This window comes from uncultured Methanobrevibacter sp. (assembly GCF_947169325.1).
Classification (GTDB): domain Archaea; phylum Methanobacteriota; class Methanobacteria; order Methanobacteriales; family Methanobacteriaceae; genus Methanocatella.
The window spans coordinates 1-20,899 of sequence record NZ_CAMVPN010000041.1 but is presented as its reverse complement, the minus strand read 5'-3'; the positions used below and the strand labels follow the sequence as shown (position 1 = coordinate 20,899).

19 protein-coding genes and 3 tRNA genes are annotated in these 20,899 nt (G+C 39.5%); 17 read left to right on the top strand and 5 right to left on the bottom strand.

What is annotated here, in order from left to right:
• The first annotated feature begins 301 nt into the window (after positions 1 to 301).
• Both Q0W26_RS07015 and Q0W26_RS07010 read left to right on the top strand, forming a co-directional pair.
• Positions 302 to 1,789, top strand: a complete 1,488-nt coding sequence (locus Q0W26_RS07015; protein ID WP_298523572.1) for a sodium-dependent transporter — start codon at positions 302 to 304, stop codon at positions 1,787 to 1,789.
• A gap of 295 nt (positions 1,790 to 2,084) precedes the next feature.
• On the top strand, positions 2,085 to 2,915 hold the full coding sequence (locus Q0W26_RS07010) for a hypothetical protein (RefSeq protein ID WP_298523571.1): 831 nt from the start codon (positions 2,085 to 2,087) through the stop codon (positions 2,913 to 2,915).
• 15 nt (positions 2,916 to 2,930) lie between these two features.
• On the opposite strand, the gene Q0W26_RS07005 is transcribed toward Q0W26_RS07010, so the two are convergent.
• Complete coding sequence (locus tag Q0W26_RS07005; RefSeq protein WP_298523570.1) at positions 2,931 to 3,140, bottom strand: hypothetical protein; 210 nt, start codon at positions 3,138 to 3,140, stop codon at positions 2,931 to 2,933.
• Positions 3,141 to 3,235: 95 nt separating this feature from the next.
• On the opposite strand from Q0W26_RS07005, the gene Q0W26_RS07000 reads away from it, so the two are divergent.
• The 8 genes from Q0W26_RS07000 (at position 3,236) to Q0W26_RS06965 (ending at position 10,382) form a co-directional block, all read left to right on the top strand.
• Positions 3,236 to 3,592 carry a flagellar protein, FliL gene (locus Q0W26_RS07000; RefSeq protein ID WP_298523569.1) on the top strand — a complete coding sequence of 119 codons (357 nt, stop codon included), beginning with the start codon at positions 3,236 to 3,238 and terminating at the stop codon, positions 3,590 to 3,592.
• Positions 3,593 to 3,594: 2 nt separating this feature from the next.
• Positions 3,595 to 3,879: a hypothetical protein gene (locus Q0W26_RS06995; RefSeq protein WP_298523568.1), complete on the top strand. Its 285-nt coding sequence runs from the start codon at positions 3,595 to 3,597 to the stop codon at positions 3,877 to 3,879.
• 87 nt (positions 3,880 to 3,966) lie between these two features.
• Positions 3,967 to 4,695 (top strand): phosphoribosylaminoimidazolesuccinocarboxamide synthase, encoded by a 729-nt coding sequence (gene purC / locus Q0W26_RS06990; protein WP_298523567.1) that lies wholly within the window; start codon positions 3,967 to 3,969, stop codon positions 4,693 to 4,695.
• Positions 4,696 to 4,962, top strand: coding sequence for a phosphoribosylformylglycinamidine synthase subunit PurS (purS, locus tag Q0W26_RS06985; RefSeq protein WP_298523566.1), 267 nt, complete (start codon positions 4,696 to 4,698; stop codon positions 4,960 to 4,962).
• A 9-nt stretch (positions 4,963 to 4,971) separates the two neighbouring features.
• Complete coding sequence (purQ, locus tag Q0W26_RS06980; protein ID WP_298523565.1) at positions 4,972 to 5,616, top strand: phosphoribosylformylglycinamidine synthase subunit PurQ; 645 nt, start codon at positions 4,972 to 4,974, stop codon at positions 5,614 to 5,616.
• Positions 5,617 to 5,625: 9 nt separating this feature from the next.
• Positions 5,626 to 6,342 carry a uroporphyrinogen-III C-methyltransferase gene (gene cobA, locus Q0W26_RS06975; protein WP_298523564.1) on the top strand — a complete coding sequence of 239 codons (717 nt, stop codon included), beginning with the start codon at positions 5,626 to 5,628 and terminating at the stop codon, positions 6,340 to 6,342.
• 4 nt (positions 6,343 to 6,346) lie between these two features.
• Positions 6,347 to 8,131: a glutamine--fructose-6-phosphate transaminase (isomerizing) gene (gene glmS, locus Q0W26_RS06970; protein ID WP_298523563.1), complete on the top strand. Its 1,785-nt coding sequence runs from the start codon at positions 6,347 to 6,349 to the stop codon at positions 8,129 to 8,131.
• Between the two features lie 388 nt (positions 8,132 to 8,519).
• The gene (locus Q0W26_RS06965) at positions 8,520 to 10,382 is read left to right on the top strand and encodes a carboxypeptidase-like regulatory domain-containing protein (protein ID WP_298523562.1); all 1,863 of its coding nucleotides are present in this window, start codon (positions 8,520 to 8,522) and stop codon (positions 10,380 to 10,382) included.
• On the opposite strand, the gene Q0W26_RS06960 is transcribed toward Q0W26_RS06965, so the two are convergent.
• Positions 10,367 to 11,590, bottom strand: coding sequence for an MnmC family methyltransferase (locus Q0W26_RS06960; RefSeq protein WP_298523561.1), 1,224 nt, complete (start codon positions 11,588 to 11,590; stop codon positions 10,367 to 10,369). The two genes, Q0W26_RS06965 and Q0W26_RS06960, sit on opposite strands and share 16 nt — an antisense overlap.
• A gap of 434 nt (positions 11,591 to 12,024) precedes the next feature.
• On the bottom strand, positions 12,025 to 12,951 hold the full coding sequence (locus Q0W26_RS06955) for a hypothetical protein (RefSeq protein ID WP_298523560.1): 927 nt from the start codon (positions 12,949 to 12,951) through the stop codon (positions 12,025 to 12,027).
• Between the two features lie 520 nt (positions 12,952 to 13,471).
• Here Q0W26_RS06955 and tgtA point away from each other — a divergent pair.
• The 7 genes from tgtA to Q0W26_RS06920 all read left to right on the top strand — a co-directional run bounded on the left by tgtA (position 13,472) and on the right by Q0W26_RS06920 (position 19,674).
• Complete coding sequence (gene tgtA, locus Q0W26_RS06950; RefSeq protein ID WP_298523559.1) at positions 13,472 to 15,451, top strand: tRNA guanosine(15) transglycosylase TgtA; 1,980 nt, start codon at positions 13,472 to 13,474, stop codon at positions 15,449 to 15,451.
• A 4-nt stretch (positions 15,452 to 15,455) separates the two neighbouring features.
• The gene (locus tag Q0W26_RS06945; RefSeq protein WP_298523558.1) at positions 15,456 to 16,118 is read left to right on the top strand and encodes a class I SAM-dependent methyltransferase; all 663 of its coding nucleotides are present in this window, start codon (positions 15,456 to 15,458) and stop codon (positions 16,116 to 16,118) included.
• A 100-nt stretch (positions 16,119 to 16,218) separates the two neighbouring features.
• Positions 16,219 to 16,292: transfer RNA gene (locus Q0W26_RS06940), tRNA-Gly, on the top strand.
• Positions 16,293 to 16,300: 8 nt separating this feature from the next.
• A tRNA-Gly gene (locus Q0W26_RS06935) sits at positions 16,301 to 16,374 on the top strand.
• Between the two features lie 144 nt (positions 16,375 to 16,518).
• Positions 16,519 to 17,556, top strand: coding sequence for a hydroxymethylglutaryl-CoA synthase (locus Q0W26_RS06930; protein ID WP_298523557.1), 1,038 nt, complete (start codon positions 16,519 to 16,521; stop codon positions 17,554 to 17,556).
• 12 nt (positions 17,557 to 17,568) lie between these two features.
• The gene (locus Q0W26_RS06925; RefSeq protein WP_298523556.1) at positions 17,569 to 18,726 is read left to right on the top strand and encodes a thiolase domain-containing protein; all 1,158 of its coding nucleotides are present in this window, start codon (positions 17,569 to 17,571) and stop codon (positions 18,724 to 18,726) included.
• A 24-nt stretch (positions 18,727 to 18,750) separates the two neighbouring features.
• Positions 18,751 to 19,674, top strand: coding sequence for a DUF1848 domain-containing protein (locus Q0W26_RS06920; RefSeq protein WP_298523555.1), 924 nt, complete (start codon positions 18,751 to 18,753; stop codon positions 19,672 to 19,674).
• A 56-nt stretch (positions 19,675 to 19,730) separates the two neighbouring features.
• On the opposite strand, the gene Q0W26_RS06915 is transcribed toward Q0W26_RS06920, so the two are convergent.
• Entirely contained in the window at positions 19,731 to 19,970 is a 240-nt protein-coding gene (locus Q0W26_RS06915; protein WP_298523554.1) for a hypothetical protein, read from the bottom strand.
• A 413-nt stretch (positions 19,971 to 20,383) separates the two neighbouring features.
• Positions 20,384 to 20,457, bottom strand: a tRNA-Lys gene (locus Q0W26_RS06910).
• Positions 20,458 to 20,899 lie beyond the last annotated feature (442 nt).

Sequence of the window (20,899 nt, the reverse complement as noted above, 5' to 3'; positions counted from 1 at the left end):
AATAGTAATAAAAAATATATAAAAATTATGAAAATTGTGGGTCGCACTCTTAACGATAAATATTTTCAGTATATCTTTTAATAAATCAGTGATATATATCCCTAATTTTAATCACAGTCAAAATCACCAACCATCAATGTTAATGTCAGTGAGCTTAGATTAAATCATATGTTAACACAATCCAAGCAAAAATCCCGACTCCTAATTTAATTTTAAAGCAACTTTAAATTTTTACCTAAACCTATTTATTACTCAATTAACAAAAATAGTTTACATAATACTAATAGGAAAAAGGGAAATTATGGCAGATAAAAACGAATGGGGCAGCAACCTTTCATTCATCCTTGCAATGATTGGTTCTGCAGTTGGACTTGGAAACATCTGGAGATATCCTTATGTTTTGTACTCAAACGGGGGTGGAGCTTTCTACATCCCGTATATCGTGGCGATTTTACTTATGGGGATGCAGTTTTTAATTCTGGAATACGGCGTCGGATACAACTTCAAATCTTCTTTTGCAAAGGCAATCCGAAAGATCAACTCCAAATGCGAGTATCTGGGATGGCTTCTGCCGGTTGCCGTGTTCATGATCATGATTTACTACTCAGCGATTCTCGGCTGGGACGGAATCTATATGATTTTGAGTTTCTTTAAGGGTTGGGGAGCTGATCCGAACACTTTCTTTACGGTAACCCTTCTTCAATCTTCCGAATCATATTTGAGTCTCACCCAGTTCATTCCGCTGATTGCCGTTGCAATGATTATAGGTTGGGTTATCATCTGGTTTATTTCACACAGGGACCTTGAAGCAGGCCTCGGAAAGGTCTCAAAGCTCCTGGTTCCGGCACTTTTCATAATTATGGTAATCATTGTCGGATTCTCCTTAACTCTGCCTGGCGCTTCAATAGGACTGGCAGAACTATTCAATCCGGACTGGTCACTTCTAACCCATTTTGAAATCTGGATGGCTGCCTTCGGCCAGATTGTGTTCTCATTGAGTCTCGGAATGTCAATCGCATTTACATATGCAAGCTACACAAAAGACGATGCGGACCTAATCACAAACACAATCTCAATCGCCCTTGCAAATTCGTTGTTTGAAAACTTCGCCGCTTTAGGAGTATTTTCAATTCTAGGCTACATGTCCCTGCAGTCAGGAACCGCCGTGGCAGACCTTGTAACCCAGGGAACCGGTCTTGTATTCATAGCTTATCCGACAGTATTCAATGTCCTGGGCCAGTGGGCAATCGTTTTAGGACCATTATTCTTCCTCACAGTTTATCTTGCAGGCCTTACCAGCATCCTCTCAACCATAGAGCCATTATCCTTTTCAATCCAGAACAAGTTCGCATGGTCAAGGTCAAAGACAATGACTGTCCTGATTGTCATAGGCGCTGCAATCTCAATGATTTATGCAACCGCATACGGCGGGTCCCTTTTGGGATATGTGGACACCTTCATCAACCAGATTGCGCTCCTCTTCGGTGTTATTGTTGAGTGCATAGTCTTTGCATGGGTGTTCAAGGCCGAAAAGCTTGTTGACTTTTTAAATGCAAGGACAAGGACAATAAAGCTTGGAAAATGGTGGATTGTCATTGTAAAATACGTTCTTCCGATAGTCATTTCCATCGTATGGATCGGTGGAATGATTGATGTTGTAAACAACAGTACCATTGACCAGCTTAACTTCACAATTGTATCAGCAATAATCCTTCTGGGAGCAACCTTAATACTGACATTGCTTCCTGCAAAACACCCTAAATGGGATGACGTCGAAGAAAGAGTTTAGGTAAAGAACTTATCTAAACAATTTTCATTTTTTTTTTAATGCATGTTCTGTGGTGATTGTACTTTCAATCACTGCAATCAAACTCTCAAATCCGAAATTTTTTAGTTAGGTCATCATTTTTTTAGAAATATTTTTGTAAGAAGTTAATTTGATTCTTTTTTCAGCTCAATTTCACACGTCCAAAGCAATATTGCTTTAAAACCATTAAATTTACCTCTATTCAAACAAATACTTTATATGTTTTGAGATATAAACAAATAAACGATAATAAAAATCAGTATGGAGGTTTATTTTCATGTCTGTTGAAAACGAAAGAAATAGGGATTTGTTTTTAAAATTTTGTTTCATGTATTTTTTGAATCATATTCTGATTGTTTTTGGATTTGATGAAAAAATTGTGGACATGCTTCCAAGTGAAAAGATATCCTATAAAAAAACTGGAAAAGTAAAAATATTCAACAATCTATTTGATTTTAAAGCATTAACCGAGTCGGGCAAAATCATTATCTTTGAATTCAAAAAGGATGTCCTTAGAACAAAGGATTTGAAACAGTCCTTTGGCTATTATCTTCGTGAATTTCAAAATGTAAGTGAAGATGTCCGGTTAATTTTGATTGTTTTATCTGAAGGCGGAAGAATCAGGGAGTATACGAAATGTGACCTGACATTTCATCCTAAAATCATCAAAACTAAAAAAATAAACAAACAAAAAGATTTAAATGTAATTAGAAACAAATTCGAAAACAACAAGAGACTCACCTATCAGGAATGCTCTCTTCTAATCGCTTTACCATTATTTGATTTAAATGAAAGTGAAGCCGATATCGTCGGTGAAACTTGCAGATATATTAAAAATAAAAAACACTGCATTCCTGAAGAAAAACTTGATGAAGTTGTAATTGGAAGTTACTTGAATATTGTTGAGTATATTGATGAAAGTGAGCAGAATCAATTGATGGAGATGATTGGTATGGCAGAAAGAGTTAAAGGCGTATTGGAAATGTATAAGGAAGAACTGATTGAAAAAAACAAAATTGAAATAGCTAAAAATTTAAAAGGACTGCACACTCCTGAAGAAATAGCTAAAATCACAGGTTTGAGTTTATCAACTGTTCTTTTGCTTTAAATGTTTGGATAATATTTAAGTGAAAAATTTGTCTAAACCATTTTCATTTTTTTCTTTTAAAACAAGTTCAATGGTGATTGTGCCGTTTGAATCCTCATGGACGCTTTCCTCATACTCATCAGCGCTAAAAGAGCTGTCGCTGGCTTCGGTATAGTATACTCCTGCTATCAGGCCCAGAATGCACAGCAGAAATATGAGTAGTATTGTGGCATTTTTCACATCCATAATCTTATTTTATTCTTATTGATATATAAATTGATAGAAAAGTATTTTAACAACCACGCCCATAAGATAAATGAAAATTTCAAAGAGGTGAGAATATGAAAAGCTTTATTTTAGTCGTTTTAGGACTCATTGTGGCAGTGCTGGTCATCGGCGGTGCCGTGGCATTTTCTTTTATGAACGAATTGGGTGTTAATATGGAAAATATCGATTCAAACAGCATAGAAAATATAAAGGATAAAGTAAGTAGTGTCGCATCTTCTGAAAGTTCATCTTCCTCATCAGACGGCGACATAGTAAGTGAAATCGTCAAGTTCAACGAACAGAACGGTGAAGGATATTACAGGGAGGTCACATACTCCGACGGAGGATTCAGGCAATACGACACAGAATCCGGTGACCTAATCGGTTCATCATATGAATCAGACCAGAAAAATCTCCCGAGCATGGAATAATCATGATTTTAAGGGAGTTATTGGATCATTTCAATATTCGGGATGAATTTCCCGAATATCTCTATGACCAGACATTCAACAAGGTCTTCTTGGATGGAGACCTTACAAAACTCGAAAACAATTATAAAATAGCGGTTACAACACGCCAGAATGTCGCTCATCAGATGTTTTTAAGGCCAGATGATGACTATCCTCTCGCCATACTGTCGGTTCTTCCCAACGGCAAGGAGAACGGAATGAAGTTTGGCCGAAGTGAAGGTGATGTGAAATACATAAAGGAATTGTAAAAAACCGCTATTTTTTTCTTATTTTAACTTAATTTTATATAACATTTTGTCCAAAAATAATAATATACTAATTTGATTGTTGATATCATGGACAAAAAAGAGTTAATTAATTCCGGAAAAGTAAAGAGTGTTTTCACTACCGACAATGACGATGAAGTCATAATCGAGTTTAGGGATGACATGACCGCCGGCGACGGTGCGAGAAAAGAGGTAATGAACAACAAAGGAGCATACAATGCAGTGATTTCCGCTAAAATCTTCAAGGTTCTTGAGGAAAACGGCGTTGCAACCCAGTTCATCGACCTGCCTGAGCCAAACGTCATGCTTGCCAAAAAACTTGAGATGATTCCGATTGAAGTGATTGTAAGAAACATTGCAACAGGCAGTCTCGTTCGCAAATACCCGATTGCGGACGGCACAAAACTAGACCCTCCACTTGTTCAGATGGATTATAAGGATGATGAATACCACGATCCGATGCTCACAGATTCTCTCATAAGGGTGCTTGGCATTGCAACACAGGAGGAAGTCGATATCCTCACTGAAAAGGCATTGAAAATCAATGAAATCCTCAAAGGATTCTTTGCCGATGCAGGAATCATTCTTGTTGACTACAAGGTCGAATTCGGTAAGGACAAGGACGGAAACATCCTTTTGGGTGATGAGATATCTCCTGACGGATGCAGGCTGTGGGACAGCGAAACCCTCGAAATGCTCGACAAGGAACTTTTCAGAAAAGGAAAGGACTCAGAAGTAATGGACGCTTACATTGAAGTTTACAACAGGATTATTCCGGATGATGAAAAGGTGATTTAGATGTTATTTGATATTGAAGTAAAAATCTCTCTTAAAGATGGTATGTTGAACCCTGAAGCGACTCAGGTCGAAAGGTCTCTTGATTTATTGGGCTACGACGTCAAAAACGTCAAGACTGTTGAAATCATCAAATTCCAGATGGAAGGCGATGACAGGGAAGCAATCAGGGAAAACGTAGTTGACATGTGCGAAAGGCTATTGTGCAATCCAGTGATTCACAATTACAAAATCAATGTCATTCCGCAGAACATGGCCTGCGGCAAATAAGGTGAGAGGATGAAGATTGGAGTAATCAGATTTCCGGGAACCAACTGTGACAGGGACGTTGCACAGGCAATAGAACTGGCAGGACTCACTCCTGAATACATCTGGTGGAGCGAGGAAAACCTCACAGACTACGACGGCATAGTCATTCCCGGCGGATTTTCATATGGAGACTATTTAAGAGCAGGTGCAATGGCATCAATCACTCCTGTAATCGACGGAATCAAAGCTTTGGTTAAAGAAGAAAAGCCAGTATTAGGAATCTGTAACGGAGCACAGATTCTGGGTGAAATCGGACTTGTTCCCGGAATATTCATCACAAACGAATATCCCAAATTCAACTGCGAATGGGTTGACTTGAAGGTCGGAACCTCAAGGACACCTTTCACAAAGGCGTTCAAAAAAGACCAGATTATAAAGCTTCCTGTGGCTCACGCAGAAGGAAGGTTCTACACAGAAGACATTGACCTTCTAAAAGACCAGGACCAGATTGTCCTTCAGTTTGAAGGCAAAAACCCTAACGGGTCCATGGAAGCAATCACAAGCGTATGCGACGAGTCAGGACTGGTATGTGCAATGATGCCTCACCCTGAAAGGGCATGCGAAGAGCTATTCGGTTCAGATGACGGACTGAACTTCTTTAAAGGATTCTTATAAAGTGATACAATGGTAGTTTATCTAATAGGTGCAGGACCTGGAGATGCAGAGCTCATAACTCTTAAAGCAGTGAAAGCCTTGAACAAGGCTGATGTTGTTTTATACGATTATCTTGCAAACGAGGAAATACTGGCCCATGCACCGGAAAGTGCAGAAAGGATATATGTCGGCAAAAAGGCAGGCGAGCACTACAAGACTCAGGATGAAATCAATGAACTCATTATCGAGCAGGCCCAAAAGCATGAAAATGTGGTCCGCCTTAAAGGCGGAGACCCATTCATATTCGGCCGTGGAGGAGAAGAGATATTGGCTTTGATGGAACATGATATCAAATTTGAAGTGATTCCGGGAGTAACTTCAGCCATCGGAGCGCCAACATCCCTCGGACTTCCTGTAACCCACAGAGCCGTTGCAACATCAGTGACTCTTGTAACTGGCCATGAGGACCCGACAAAACCTGAAAGCCAGGTTCACTGGGACTACACTGCCGATACACTGATTATTTTAATGGGAATCGGAAACATCAGGGAGAACACCTCTGAAATCATGAAGTACCGCTCACCGGATACTTCGGTATGTGTCGTTGAAAGCGGAACCCTTCCAGATGAAAACGTTGTTTTCGGAACCTTAGCAGACATTGCAGATAAGGACATCAGAACTCCGGCAATTTTAATAATAGGAGATGTTGTAAAGCTTTACAAGGATATTTACGATTATCAAAGGTGATTAGATGTGTGGAATTGTAGGTTGTATATTAAAAGAAAATGAAGATGTAGCACCAATCCTCTTTGATTGCATATCAAAACTTGAATACAGGGGATATGATTCAATAGGTCTTGCAACATTTTCAGATGGCAAGATTAACATTAAAAAGGATAAAGGAAAAATCATCGAGGTCGACAAAAGTTTGGACCTCAAGGACATGCCGGGCAGCTTCGGAATTGCCCACGTAAGATGGGCAACACACGGAGACCCGTCCAAGCTCAATGCTCACCCTCATGTTGATGAAGATAACACTGTTGCGGTCGTCCACAATGGTATCATTGAAAACTATTTGGAAATCAAGGAAGAACTGATCAGTGAAGGCCACGTATTCAAATCAGACACTGACACTGAAGTCATAGCGCATCTGATTGAGAAGTTCATGGATGAAGGATTCGACCTTGAGCATGCGGTTAGAAAAACCATAGGCATCATCGAAGGTGCATATGCCCTTGCCGCAATCAGCATAAACGAGCCTGACAAGATTGTTGCAACCCGTAAGGACTCACCGCTGATTGTAGGTCTGGGAGAAAACGGATACTATCTTGCATCCGATTCACCGGCCATCCTGAAGTATGCCAAAGACATTATTTATCCTGAAAAGGGCGAAATCGTCATCATCGACAGGGACGGTGTGGTAGTTCACGATGAATTCGACAATGTTGTCAACAAGGACATCGAAACCATCAACTGGACACCAGAAATGGCTGAAAAGGAAGGCTATGACCATTTCATGATTAAGGAAATCAACGAACAGGCAACTGCAGTTAGAAACACCCTCACACAAAGGGAAAATGTCCAGGAAATCATCGACGATATCGGAGATATCCAAAGGATTTGCTTTGTTGCCTGCGGAACATCATATCACGCTTCACTGACAGGAAAATATCTCATGGAATCCCTTGCGGGAATTCCGACAGATGTGATTCTGGCATCAGAGTTCAAATACTCAGCAAATACATTAAACGACAAGACATTGGTCATATTCATATCACAGTCTGGTGAGACTGCAGATTCACTCAAGGCGCTTGACGTTGCCAATCAGACATCAAAGACACTTGGAATCGTCAATGTTGCCGGATCAGCAATTACCCGAAGAGCAGACTACGTGATTCAAACTCAGGCAGGTCCTGAAATAGGCGTTGCCGCAACAAAAACATATGTTGCACAGCTCACTTCAATATATCTCTTAGCGGCGCTGGTGAGTGAAAACGATGAACTCCTAAACGAGCTTGACATGGTGCCTGATTTCATTGACGAAACCCTAAAGGACGTTGACTATGTCATGGAGCTTTCAAAAAGATACAATTATGCACGTGACTTCTTCTATCTCGGCAGAGGATACTCCTATCCGACAGCCCTTGAAGGGGCATTGAAGCTCAAGGAAATCTCATACATCCACGGTGAAGGATATGCGGCCGGTGAGCTCAAGCACGGTCCTCTCGCATTGATTGATGAGGGAATTCCTGTTGTTGTAATCATCCCTCCGGGCGACAACTACCGAAAGACAATGAGCAATCTCGAAGAGGTCAAGTCTCGTGGCGCCAATGTGCTTGCAATAGGTTCAAAGGATGATGAATCACTCAAAGCCAAGGCAAATGCGGTCATTGGAATAAACCCTGAGGTAAAGGAAATCATTGCACCTTTGGTTTACATTGTTCCGCTTCAGCTGATTGCATATTACATCACTCTTGAGAAGGGCCATGACCCTGACAAGCCAAAGAATCTGGCAAAATGCGTAACTGTAGAATAGGGTATTTCAAACCTTATTCACTTTCTTTATTTTCAAGCTTCAATTTCGACATTAACAGCGGATATTTCCCCGTTGACATTGACATCCGTTTTTCACCATTTAAATCAAATTCAGGACTAATTTTCAAAACAGTATTTAAAGGCAATGCTTCAAAACCGATGGTTATTAACATAGCTAAGGTTAACTATAATGATATCATTTTCAATCTTATATTGTCTTTTGTTAATAGTTTCAATAATTTTAAGCTTTTTAAAGTATTTATAACTTTGTAAATGTTTATTTTAGCTAAATTAAACTTATTTTTGCTTTTTTTGAAAAACAAAAGCTTTTTATAAGAAAAGTGCAATAAGAATTAAATGCAAACAGATGTTAAATGGAGTTAACGTTTATGTTTAATAAAAAATCTAGTTTATTTTTGATAGTCCTGGCATTTATGTTGTCAATTTCTGCGGTTGCTGCTGCGGATGCAAATTCAACTGATGATGTAATTGCACTTGACGTCGATGAAGAGCCTCCTTCGGGTGGTGTTTCTTCAGTGTCTGTAGATGGGGATGCTTTAGCGGCCAGTTCAACAGATAACTATGTATTGAACTCAAGCAATGCTGAAACATATTACAGCGGTTATGATTATGATGTTGTTCTGATGCAAAACAACGATCCCGTTAAGAACGCTTCTGTTACCTTAAGCGTCAACGGAGTCAGCTATACCAAAACTACTGATAGTGATGGTAAGGTTTCAATTCCTTTGGATTTGGACGCTGGTGATTACGTTGTATCTGCATCTTATGGCAATTCAGTCAACAAATCAACTGTCAAGGTAGTCTCTCCGATAAAGGCAAGCGACTTTACCAAAACCTATAAGGGCACAAAGCAGTATTCAGCAACCTTTTTGGACAGCAAGGGCAATCCCTTGAAAAATAAAAAGGTGAAATTCATACTGAACGGAAAGACCTACACAAAAAAGACTACTCCAAAAGGAATTGCAAGTCTGGATGTTGACTTGAAGGTCGGAACATATACAATTTATATTGTCCATTCCAACGGATACAGGATTTCCAAAAAGATTACAATAACCTCATCCGTTGTGGCAAGTGACGTTACAAAGCATTACTTAAGCTCAAAGGTCTTCAAGGCCACATTCTACGGCAAGAACGGCAAGGTGCTTGCAAACAAATACGTGAAGTTCATTGCCCATGGAAGCACATTCACTGTCAAGACCAATTCCAAGGGTGTTGCAAGTCTTGCAATCGTCTCAAAGCCGACAACATTCAAGATGTATTCTTTAAATACTAAAACAGGCGAAAAAGTATCGAATACGGTCAAGATACTGCCTACAATGACTGCAAGCAAGATGACAGTATTCTCAGACAAGACCTCAACATTCAAGGTCAAGCTATACAAGAATGAAAAGCTTGTTAAAAACGCAAAGGTTTACGTTTACATCAAGGGTGTTAAGAAGGTCGTCAAAACTGACAAGAACGGTGTTGCAAAAGTCAATTTCAAGCTGGCAAAGGGAACATACACATTCAAGTCATATGATCCATACACCAAATCAAGCATTAAAACCAAAATCACGGTCAAGCTGGCTTCAATCACAGCTAAGGATGCCGTTGGTATTGAAGGAAAGACAGGTGTGTTTACCGCAACCCTGTTCAATCAGGACGGTAGCCTTGCCAAAAACACCAATATGGAAATAACACTTAACGGCGAAAAGCATACTGTCAAAACCAGTTCGACAGGTGCCGCTACCCTGAACTTCAAGCTCAACAAGGGAACATACACCGTGACATGCAAGGACCTGGCAACAGGATACACATTAACTAAAAAGGTATACGTTTATGAGTCAAGTTCAGGCAAGGTATACGATAAGTATGGTGTTTCCGGTGACGGCAAAACCATTCTTGCAATAGGAAGGGCTTCAGCTTCAGGAGAGCTAAGCAAATACGGATACACTTTCTATGCAACCGAGTTTGAAAGGACATGCCCTTACTGCGGCAGCCATGAACTTTACTGGAGCATTTTCTTTGCAGGTTCTGAAACCGCAAACTGGGGAACTTTCCCTGCAACCGGAAGCGGTGAAGGTTCATCTGCTGAAGGTATCATAGTTTGTGCAAAATGTGACAGTGACTGGTCGGTGTTCGGACATAACCATGGAGGATCCGGTGGAGACCTGACGGTTGTGACTCCAACCCACTCATGCAGCAAAAGCGATGCATATGATTTAAAAAGTGGAAGTTATGTTGCCACATAATTTCCCGATTTAACTTCTTTTAATCTTTTTTCCATTTCAAGAATCCTGTTTGTTGAGTTGTTTTTTTCATCCTGTTTTTCTGTGTAGCTGTTTTCGCACACAACGATGTGTTTGGCTTCATCTGATGTTGTTGACGGTATGTTCATTTTTGCGAGGTTTCTCTCAACTCTCCTTTTAAGTTTCTCATCATCCATTTCAGTGGCTAAAAATATAGGGGTTTTCACGGCTGATGATATTTTGGTGTTGTGGCGTGCGGCATGCCTTTCTTCAGTACGCCTTTCTAAAATGGTGTCGCTATTGTCATTTAATTCAGGGTCCCTGAACACGATTCCGACATCTGAGAGTGCAATCCTTATCTCGTCGTTTTTCGGAAGGGCATAGTCAAGCATCAGTGGATTCGGACTTGCAAGTGTTCCGCCCTGCTTTCTTCCGAATATCGGGCCAAGGCCTATGTAAAATCCTGCTTCAATGAATCCTGCCCTTACTGGTGCTGAGGAGGTATAGGTTGCAACTATTCCGTCATCCTTGATTATGCGCCTGAATTCCTTAAAGAATTCCAGAGAAAAGAGTTCCGGAGCCATGTTCTGGCTGAACGGGTCTAGAAAGATTGCGTCATAGGTATTGTCGTCAAGCTTCTGGACGGTCTGCCTTGCATCCTCAATGAAGACGTTGATGTCAATGTTTTCTGGAATTTCACATTTCTCCAGCGTTAATGTGGCATAATCCTGACGGATGAGCTCATCTTCAATGGCCTTTCTGGTAATGTCATGCTCCCTGATTGGAGATGGAACCAGAAGTCCGCAGGCAAGTGTTGCCTTTGATATTTCAACCATATCGATGGTTAGATTGGAATCCGATGAATTTTTCATGAAATCGGCGATTGCCGCTGAAGTGTTGTACCCTATTCCAGCACAGATGTCTAATATCGCAATGTCTTTTGAGTAGTCGAACTTCATAGGTTTGATAAATTTCTCAAATGACTCACTTATTGCACCTGTAGATGTATGAAGCGTCTCAACTTTATGGTTTATTTCTTTTGAATTAATAGAATAGGATCCATCATCCGTTAAAACAAAATAATCTTTGTAAGTATCAAAAAAATTAACTCTACTTTCAATATTTCGACCACTTCTTTCCTCATCGAAAAATTGATTGATTAAATCAAACACGTCATCACTGATTACTCGGGCATCATTTTCATAAGTCATTGTATCTGGGAATATATTAGTTCTTCATAGTATAATAAGTTGGGTGACGGTTCGTTAATAGGTAATTTATGTGATGGCATCACTGCTAATAATTGTTTGTTTTATTAATTAATTCTTTTTTTTCTTCTTTCAATTTGGCAATCCTTTTATCTGTTTCAGCAATGAGTGTATTGTTTTCAGCAATTATTTGGTCTTTTTCTGCTAGTTTAATTTCGGAGTCTTTGTTCTTTTAAACTAATTCTTCGTAGCCTAAACTTGGTCTAGTTGTTTTTCAGTTGTTAATTGGGTTATCATAAATTATTACCTCATAATTTAAAGTATTTGAGTATATTTTCAAAATTCCTGGAATTTGGGGTTTGGATTATTTATGGTTGTTGAGTTGGTGCGATAGTTGTGAAATAAGGTATTAGAATGATTTTCATCACTTCTAATATTTACTTATTTTTTTTTATTTTGTTTCTTAATTTTTTGTTTTCTTCTTTTATTTCGGCAATGATTCTGTCTTTTTCTGCAAGTTTTATTTCAGAGTCTTTGTTTTTTTGTATCAATTCTTCATAGCCTAAAACTTGTTCGAGCTGTTTTTCGCTTACAGATTGTGTTATCATAGTCAATAACCTCCTTATTTCTTTTTCATCATCATAGCGGTATTTAATCATTATTTTCAATGCTAGGAACAGATCCATTTGGTGTTTGTCTTGAATTTTTTCACAAGAGACAAAGATTTTCACAATTTTTTCAATAACCTCTTTAGCATGTTCTTTGGTTGCAAAGATAATGCAATGCACTAAATTGATGAAATCCGCTTCTGACATTTCCTCTTTGCTATAATCTTTTTCACTCAAAGTATTTAAAATTATATCAATTTTTTCTTTGCTGAAATAGATTATTCTTATGGTGAAAAATTCGCCATTGATTTTGTATAGTATCTCATCGGTTTTGTAGTCGATATTTGTAACAATCACGGGGATGCAGGGTTTCTCATGCTTTCCAATATTGAAAATCTTGTAGAAATAGAGATGCTCTACCTTTGCAGGTGTGATTATGTATGCCTGCTGCTCAACATTAAGGGTTGATTCCTGCATAATAATCTTTCCGTCTGGAAGCACGGATTCAACCAGATCCTGCTGTAAACTTTTACCGTTGATTGTAAAAACGTTTGGAGTTTCCATTTGCTTAAAAATGCCTGGCAATCCAAGCACTTCGTGTGTCGTCTTAGTGTAGGATTCGCTGTTTCTCCTAAACAAAAAGTCGAATGGTTTGGAATTTACCTTTTCGGCTATCATGGATTCCACAATCTCTTGAATTTTTTCTGGTTTTTTTGCATTTCTTATATAATTATTGTTGAACTTTAGTTTAGACATTTAATATGCTTCAAGTTGTTCTTAATCTGTTTAAACAAATAGGGTGGTGTTTTATTTCAAAAGATCAGTTGAAATTCTCAAACCCAATGTCTTGGCCTGCAAAACAGATGATGGCACTACTTTCTATTCCAATTTATATAAACTTGTTTTTTAAAATCAAATCTATAACACTTTTATATGGAATGTTAAGTCACGTCAATTTTCTATTATGATTAAAACAATTATATAGGGGGGGGCAACAATTTATTGAGATGGTTACACTCTGATTTTCAAACATGTTTTTTCCAATTCCATTTTCAGATTCAACATTAACGGCAATTATTTCCCGCAACGTCATTTTTTTGAAAATGCAATTTCACGAAGAGATATTTTTTCAACATGCTCAGATTATTTTCAGATTCCCAAATGAGCAAAACTTAAATAATTTCTTGATTAATGTTTATTTAGATATTAAAACAATCTGACTTATTTTTGAGTAAAATTTTGTTTTAGAATAATTGAAAGAGTAAGGTTAATTAAAATGTTTGAAATTAAAGCTAAAGATAATATGGGGCGTGTAGGAGTCCTTAAAACTAAACACGGTGACGTCAAGACTCCTGCACTGATGCCGGTAATCCATCCCCGCAAGCAGACCATCGATGTTGGCAAATACGGTGCCGACATTGTCATTACCAACGCATATCTCATCTACAAGGATGAGGAGCTTAAAAAAGAGGCAGTTGAAAAGGGACTGCATGAGCTGATTCACTTTGACGGTCCGATAATGACCGATTCAGGGTCATTCCAGCTGTCAGTCTACGGTGATGTGGAAATCACAAACAAGGAAGTCATCGAGTTTCAGGAGCTAATCAAGACTGACATCGGTACAAGCCTTGACATTCCTACTGCTCCTTTTGTGGACCGTGAAAAGGCCGAAGAGGATTTGAAGATTACATTGGAAAGGGCTAGGGAAGCTGTCGAATACAAAAAGGAGAACAACATTGAAATGCTTCTGAATTCCGTCGTTCAGGGCTCAACATTTCTTGACCTCAGGCGTGAATGTGCAGCTGAGCTTTCAAAGCTGGATGCGGATTTATATCCTATAGGTGCGGTCGTTCCTCTCATGGAATCATACCACTACAAAGACCTTGTTGATGTTGTCATGAACTCCATGAAAAACCTCTCAGATACAGTTCCTCGCCACCTCATGGGAGCGGGACACCCTATGATATTCGCCTTGTGCGTTGCGATGGGCTGTGATCTCTTCGACTCAGCGGCATATATTCTATATGCAGAAGACGACAGGCTGCTGTCAACAAGAGGAACCTATAAGCTGGAAAACCTCCAGGAAATGCCATGCTCATGTGAAGTGTGCACCAAATACACTCCGGATGACCTCCGGGCAATGCCTAAAGAAGAGAGAAGGGACTTGATTGCCCAGCACAACCTTCACGTTTCATTTGCAGAGTTAAGGTTGATAAGACAGGCAATCTATGACGGCAACCTCATGGAGCTTGTTGAGGAAAGGTGCCGTGCACATCCTGCACTTCTTGAAGGCGTGAGGCAGCTCGGAAACTACTCAAAAGATTTGGAAAAATATGACCCAAGAAGCAAAAAGTCAGCATTCTTCTACACAGGCTCCGAGTCACTGTGCAGGCCGGAAGTGCTGAGGCACATGCAGAAGCTTCGTGAAATGCCCAAAAAAAGGGATCTGGTGATATTGCCGCCTACAAGAAAGCCTTACTCAAAATTCGTCTCAGGAAAGCTTGGCGAGTTTTACGTCTACGGAGCCGAACGGGAGCTTGACCTTGAAAACACAGACTTCATGGTGCTTGACATTCCTTTCGGGCTGATACCTCTCGACATTGACGAGGTCTATCCGCTAAGCCAGAATGACTCACCGAAAACACGTGACGTTGACAGCATAGAATTTCTCGAGGACTTCATCTCAGAATTCATCGAATACTACGACCAGGTCCTTGTACACTCAAGGGTAAACAGGGATTTGGAAATGGGACTGTATGAAAAATGCAGCTTTTCAGATGAAATCAGATATCACAAGGACGATGTCAAGAAGGTCAAGGCCATTGCGGATTATCAGTTCGGCGAAGGTGCAGGAGATGCGCTGTTTGCCGGCAACATCAAGATAGAAAAAAGCAAAAAGACAGGCAAAATCAGGCACATCTACGACGGCAAGGTGCTGATTGTAAATATGAGGGCATCCGATTCATATTTGATATTGTCAAAAGAGGGAGCAAAAAGGCTTCACAACAAGATGCCGTATCCTCAAAACAGGGTTGTGGTCACTGAGGATTCAGTGCCATTTGCACTTGACGGAAAAAGTGTGTTCTGCAAGTTTGTAGCAGAGTGCGATGAAAACATCCGTGCAAAGGATGAGGTCCTCATTGTTGATGAGGAAGACAATTTGCTAGCTTATGGAAAGTCATTGTTGAGTGCCTGTGAAATCGAGCAGTTCGAAACAGGACAAGCCATAAAGACCAGAAAAGGAATGAAGAAGTGATAACATGGATGATAAAGTAAATACTGGCCACCACATTGAAGATAAGGAACTGATTAAAAACGCAAGAAAGCCTGAAGGCGAACTCGGCCACCAGATACTTGACAGGATGAACAAGTCCCACGAGTCAATGGCCCAGTGGGGAGTGAGTCATTTCGAAATAAAAGAAGACTCCAAAATCCTTGACATTGGATGCGGTGGTGGAAAAAACATCGAAAGGTTCGCCGAACAGATTTCAGAAAACGGCCGTGTCGTTGGAATAGACTACTCAGAAGTTAGCGTTGAAAAGTCAACAGAATTAAATAAGATGTTCATAGAAAAGGGAATCGTCAATGTCCTTCAGGGTTCAGTTTCAGACATGCCGTTTTACGATGAGACATTTGATATCGTAACCGGCTTTGAGACAATCTATTTCTGGCCGGATTTCATCAATGACCTCAAGGAAGTAAACAGGGTTCTTAAAAAGGACGGCCTTGTATTTTTCTGCAATGAAGCGGTGTACCGTGAAGGTGAAATGGAAAAGTACGATGATCTTGTGGAACTTCTTGACATGAAAATCTATTCCGAGGAAGTCCTCAAGGAATCCCTTGAAAAGACTGGTTTTACGGACTTCAAGGCATATGTCAATGATGATGAGGATTGGATTTGCGTTTTGGCAAGAAAGGCATGATTGATAATTCCCCTTATCAATATCTTTTTTGATATATTGCCAAATAATGCAAACCTTTATATAACATTAAAACATAAGTTTATTTGTTGTTAGTTTTGATGCGGCGTTAGTCCAGTCTGGTTAAGATACTAGCCTGCCACGTTAGTGACCCGGGTTCAAGTCCCGGACGCCGCATTTTTTATGCAGTTGTGGTATAGTCTGGTTATTACTTGGGCCTTCCAAGCCTACAACCCGGGTTCGAATCCCGGCAACTGCATCCTGAAACAAATTCTTTTTTTAAAATTCTTATTTTGTTTAAAAATAGCTATTTTTTAGTTAATTTTATATAATAATAAAAATATAATAGTAATAATTAAATTAATTTTTAATGTCTTTTAAGATTATTATTTAAGGTGATTTAATGGTAGGAATAGTAGGATATGGGGCACATGTGCCGTCATATAGAATTAAAGTGGAAGAGATTGCAAAGGTATGGGGAGATGACCCTGTAGCATTGTCAAACGGATTGGTAGTAAATGAAAAATCCGTACCTTCCGCAGATGAAGATACTGCAACCATTGCAGTAACCGCTGCTAGATACGCTCTAGCAAGAGCTCAAATTGATCCAAAAAAGATTGGTGCCGTCTATGTAGGTTCCGAATCACACCCTTATGCAGTAAAACCGACAGCTTCTATTGTAGCTGAAGCCGTCTGTGCAACTCCAAAGATGACTGCAGCCGATTTGGAATTCGCATGTAAGGCAGGAACTGCAGGCATTCAGATGACCATGGGTCTTGTGGAATCCGGAATGATTGAATACGGATTGGCCATCGGTGCAGACACCTCACAGGGTGCACCTGGAGACGCTCTGGAATACACTGCATCAGCCGGTGGTGCAGCTTACATCATCGGTAAGGAAAACACCCTTGCAGACATAACCCACACCTGCAGCTTCACAACAGACACTCCTGATTTCTACAGAAGGGAAGGTCAGGACTATCCGTCCCACGGTGGGCGTTTCACAGGAGAGCCTGCATACTTCAAGCATGTTTTAAGCACAGCGAAAATGCTCTTTGAAGAGACAGACTCCAAACCTGAAGATTACGATTACGCATGTTTCCATCAGCCTAACGGTAAGTTTTACCTCAGAGCAGGTAAGAAGTTAGGTTTCACATCCGAACAGATCAAACAGGGGCTCCTGACTCCAAACATCGGTAACACCTATTCCGGTGCAGTGCCTCTTGCACTGTCCAACATTCTGGATGTTGCAGAGCCTGGAGACAAGATCTTTGTAGTGTCATACGGTTCAGGTGCGGGAAGTGATGGATTCACAATAGAAGTGAAAGATGAAATTGTTGAAAGAAGAGAATTAGCTCCAAAAACACAGGAAATAATCGACAACAAGACCTATGTCGATTATGCTGTTTATGCTAAATTCAAAGGCAAAATTAAAATGTAAGGGGGCTTAAATATGAGAGATGTTGCGATTATCGGAGTTTCACAAACTAAATTTGGTGAATTATGGGATTCTTCCTTTAGGGATTTGATTGCCGAAGCAGGTATTAAGGCTTTGGTCGACGCTGGTATTGACGGGGATGACATTGAAGCAATGTTCGTTGGAAACATGTCCTCAGGACTGTTTGTAGAACAGGAACACATTGCAGCACTTATTTCCGACCACGTAGGTTTAAATCCTGTACCGACCACAAGGGTTGAAGCCGCTTGTGCATCAGGAGGACTCGCTTTAAGACAGGGAATCATGGCAGTTGCATCCGGATTCCATGATGTGGTAATTTCCGCAGGTGTTGAAAAGATGACAGATGTCGTCGACGCCACACCGGCTATTGCCACCGCTTCAGACCAGGAATGGGAAGCACAGCAGGGAGCCACTTTCCCGTCATTATATGCAATGATTGCAAAAAGGCACATGCACGAATACGGAACCACACGTGAACAATTGGCACAGTTTTCAGTTGTAAACCACAAGAACGCAGCCAAAAACCCTAATGCACAGTTCCCATTTGAAGTGACAGTTGACAAGGTAATCAACTCAACCATGGTTGCAGACCCACTCACACTTCTTGACTGCTCTCCTGTAAGTGACGGAGCAGCAGCTATCGTAATGGTTCCGGCTGAAGACGCTAAAAAGTACACCGACACTCCAATTTACGTAAAAGCTTCCGCACAGGCTTCTGGAACATTGACACTCCACGACAGAAAAGACATCACTACCATTGAATCTACAAAAGTGGCATCCAGAAAGGCTTATGAAATGGCAGGAGTAACCGTCAAGGACATTGACGTAACTGAAGTGCACGACTGCTTCTCAATCAATGGCCTTCTGGCAGTTGAAGATTTAGGCTTTGCTGAGAAAGGTAAAGGTGGAATAGCTATCGAAGAAGGACAGACTGAAATCGACGGTGACTTCCCAATCAACTCCTCAGGAGGTCTCAAGGCACGTGGACACCCATTAGGTGCCACAGGTATCGCTCAGGCTGCTGAAATCGTATGGCAGCTTAGAGGGGAAGCTGGCGGACGCCAGGTTGAAGGCGCAGAAATCGGTATGACCCACAACATTGGTGGAACAGGTGGTACTGCAGCCGTACATATTTTCGGAAGAGATTTATAGTCTCTTCATAATTTTCTTTTTTTCATGATAATTAACACAGGTTCGAGAACCGACATTCCCGCTTTTTTCAGTAAATGGTTATTTAATCGAATCGATGAAGGATTAGTCTATACAAGAAATCCCTACAATGATGACATCTACAAGTATCCCTTGGATTCAAAAATCATTGACTGTCTCTGCTTCTGCACAAAAAACCCCAAGCCGATGCTTCGGAATTTGGATGCCTTGGATGATTACAATCAGTATTGGTTTGTGACAATAACTCCTTACGGACGGGACATTGAACCCAACGTTCCAAGCTATAAACAGGTTATCAAATCATTTAAGGAACTGTCAGATTATTTGGGAGTAAATAAGGTTTCATGGAGATACGATCCTATTTTCATCTCCGAGAAGTATTCCCTTGACTATCACATTGATAAGTTTGAGGAGATGGCATCAGAGCTTGCCGATTATACAAACGACTGCACAATAAGCTTCATTGACCTGTATCAGAAGGTATTGAGGAATTTTCCGGAGGTTAATGAGGTTACAACCGATGAAATGTTGGAAATTGGCGAAGCATTTTCAAAGACTGCTGAAAAATATGACATCAAAATGAAAACCTGCGTTGAGGGAATTTTGCTTGACCGGTTCGGATTTGATTCCTCAGGCTGCATGACTCAGCAGGTAATCGAAAAGGCCATTGGAAAAAATTTAAAGATTCCGAAGGGAAAATACCAGATTCGTGAATGTGATTGCATATTCGGACGTGATATCGGAGCCTATAACACCTGCCTTCACGGATGCAGATACTGCTACGCAAATTATAGTCAAAAAATAGTTAAAATGAATCAGAAACTGCACAATCCTGATTCACCACTTTTGATTGGTGATGTTAAAGATGGTGATGCTGTAAAAGAAATTTCAGAGCCTAGCTATATTGATGCACAAACTAGATTATTCTAATATAATGAAAATATTGCATTCAATTTATCATGCATTTCAAACAAGATTAACCCTAACTAGTTGCTCCACTTTCTGGACAATTCTTTATCATTGAATACTGTTTTTTCTTGGCATTCAGTTACTTCACTTATGTTTTCCTTGAAGAATTTCAAGCAATAATCTTTTTTTGGACTGAAGTTGTCACAGTTCAAGTGAATGTTTTCTTTGCAGTTGTCACAGTTTAAGTCGGTACCTGTTTTGTTTTTACAGTATAATTCATTGTTTTCAGTGAAACGATATTCACAATCTTTAAACACTATATTCTCCATTATCTTACCTCTTCAAATGTGTTTTGGATAATTCTCCTTTTAAAACACCTATTAGTTATATTTTGTATTTCATAAAATATGTACTTTAACATTTGGAGTACATCATTAGATATAGTTAAATTACTTCAATTGAATGAAGTAATATAATAATGAAATATGTTTCAACTTCAAATGGATGAAGTAATAAATTCACAGTCAATTGATGAAAATGGTTGCTTTTTTACTGTTGATTTTATATCTATACGATTGCATTAATATTGTCATTTTATGGGTTTTCTTCCTTTTTTAGCGTTTACCAATGTTTAGTTTATTATTAAATCGAAGTTTGGGAAATAAAAACTATTCAAATCAAATATTCAATCTGTTTGCAGCTATAAAAAATTATAAAAAAAGTAATGAAATGGGCCCGACGGGGATTGAACCCGCGACAACAAGGTTAAGAGCCAAGTGCTCTGCCAGACTGAGCTACGGGCCCATGTGAAAAAAATTTTTTACTAAAATTCAATACTAATGTTATATAATTTGATGTATTTAACTATTTTGTTTTTAATGGTGGATGCAAGAAACAGTCTTTGATTGCTAAAAAGATTTTTTTTGCTACAATTTCGCCAAATGATTTCGACAAGCTTTAAATTATTTGTTTTCTTTTTTGGATTTTTGACTCCACGCACTCTCCATCTGTAAGTTGGATGTGTGATATGTCTCGTTTAATATTCGTTCTTATTATTTTTTTTCAATGTTTAAAAATTACAACATAACCGTTGGCATTCCCATAATTGACTAATAAATAAATACATTTTTAATCTTCAAAATCAAAAATTGAAAATATGAAAAGGATTTTTGAATTTGTCGAAAAATATTTTTTTATCTTAAATGTGCAAGAATACCTCGCCTTCTTAAGGTGAGGATGAATTGCA

What these genes read in the sequence shown, in the direction of transcription:
- Q0W26_RS06920 (WP_298523555.1), top strand. Translation starts at nt 18,751, where the DNA reads ATGATAATTAACACAGGTTCGAGAACCGACATTCCCGCTTTTTTCAGT.
- Q0W26_RS06995 (WP_298523568.1), top strand. Translation starts at nt 3,595, where the DNA reads ATGATTTTAAGGGAGTTATTGGATCATTTCAATATTCGGGATGAATTT.
- Q0W26_RS06960 (WP_298523561.1), bottom strand. Translation starts at nt 11,590, where the DNA reads ATGACTTATGAAAATGATGCCCGAGTAATCAGTGATGACGTGTTTGAT.
- glmS (WP_298523563.1), top strand. Translation starts at nt 6,347, where the DNA reads ATGTGTGGAATTGTAGGTTGTATATTAAAAGAAAATGAAGATGTAGCA.
- purS (WP_298523566.1), top strand. Translation starts at nt 4,696, where the DNA reads ATGTTATTTGATATTGAAGTAAAAATCTCTCTTAAAGATGGTATGTTG.
- Q0W26_RS06930 (WP_298523557.1), top strand. Translation starts at nt 16,519, where the DNA reads ATGGTAGGAATAGTAGGATATGGGGCACATGTGCCGTCATATAGAATT.
- Q0W26_RS07005 (WP_298523570.1), bottom strand. Translation starts at nt 3,140, where the DNA reads ATGGATGTGAAAAATGCCACAATACTACTCATATTTCTGCTGTGCATT.
- Q0W26_RS06945 (WP_298523558.1), top strand. Translation starts at nt 15,456, where the DNA reads ATGGATGATAAAGTAAATACTGGCCACCACATTGAAGATAAGGAACTG.
- Q0W26_RS07000 (WP_298523569.1), top strand. Translation starts at nt 3,236, where the DNA reads ATGAAAAGCTTTATTTTAGTCGTTTTAGGACTCATTGTGGCAGTGCTG.
- cobA (WP_298523564.1), top strand. Translation starts at nt 5,626, where the DNA reads ATGGTAGTTTATCTAATAGGTGCAGGACCTGGAGATGCAGAGCTCATA.
- Q0W26_RS06955 (WP_298523560.1), bottom strand. Translation starts at nt 12,951, where the DNA reads ATGTCTAAACTAAAGTTCAACAATAATTATATAAGAAATGCAAAAAAA.
- Q0W26_RS07010 (WP_298523571.1), top strand. Translation starts at nt 2,085, where the DNA reads ATGTCTGTTGAAAACGAAAGAAATAGGGATTTGTTTTTAAAATTTTGT.
- Q0W26_RS06925 (WP_298523556.1), top strand. Translation starts at nt 17,569, where the DNA reads ATGAGAGATGTTGCGATTATCGGAGTTTCACAAACTAAATTTGGTGAA.
- purQ (WP_298523565.1), top strand. Translation starts at nt 4,972, where the DNA reads ATGAAGATTGGAGTAATCAGATTTCCGGGAACCAACTGTGACAGGGAC.
- Q0W26_RS06965 (WP_298523562.1), top strand. Translation starts at nt 8,520, where the DNA reads ATGTTTAATAAAAAATCTAGTTTATTTTTGATAGTCCTGGCATTTATG.
- purC (WP_298523567.1), top strand. Translation starts at nt 3,967, where the DNA reads ATGGACAAAAAAGAGTTAATTAATTCCGGAAAAGTAAAGAGTGTTTTC.
- Q0W26_RS07015 (WP_298523572.1), top strand. Translation starts at nt 302, where the DNA reads ATGGCAGATAAAAACGAATGGGGCAGCAACCTTTCATTCATCCTTGCA.
- tgtA (WP_298523559.1), top strand. Translation starts at nt 13,472, where the DNA reads ATGTTTGAAATTAAAGCTAAAGATAATATGGGGCGTGTAGGAGTCCTT.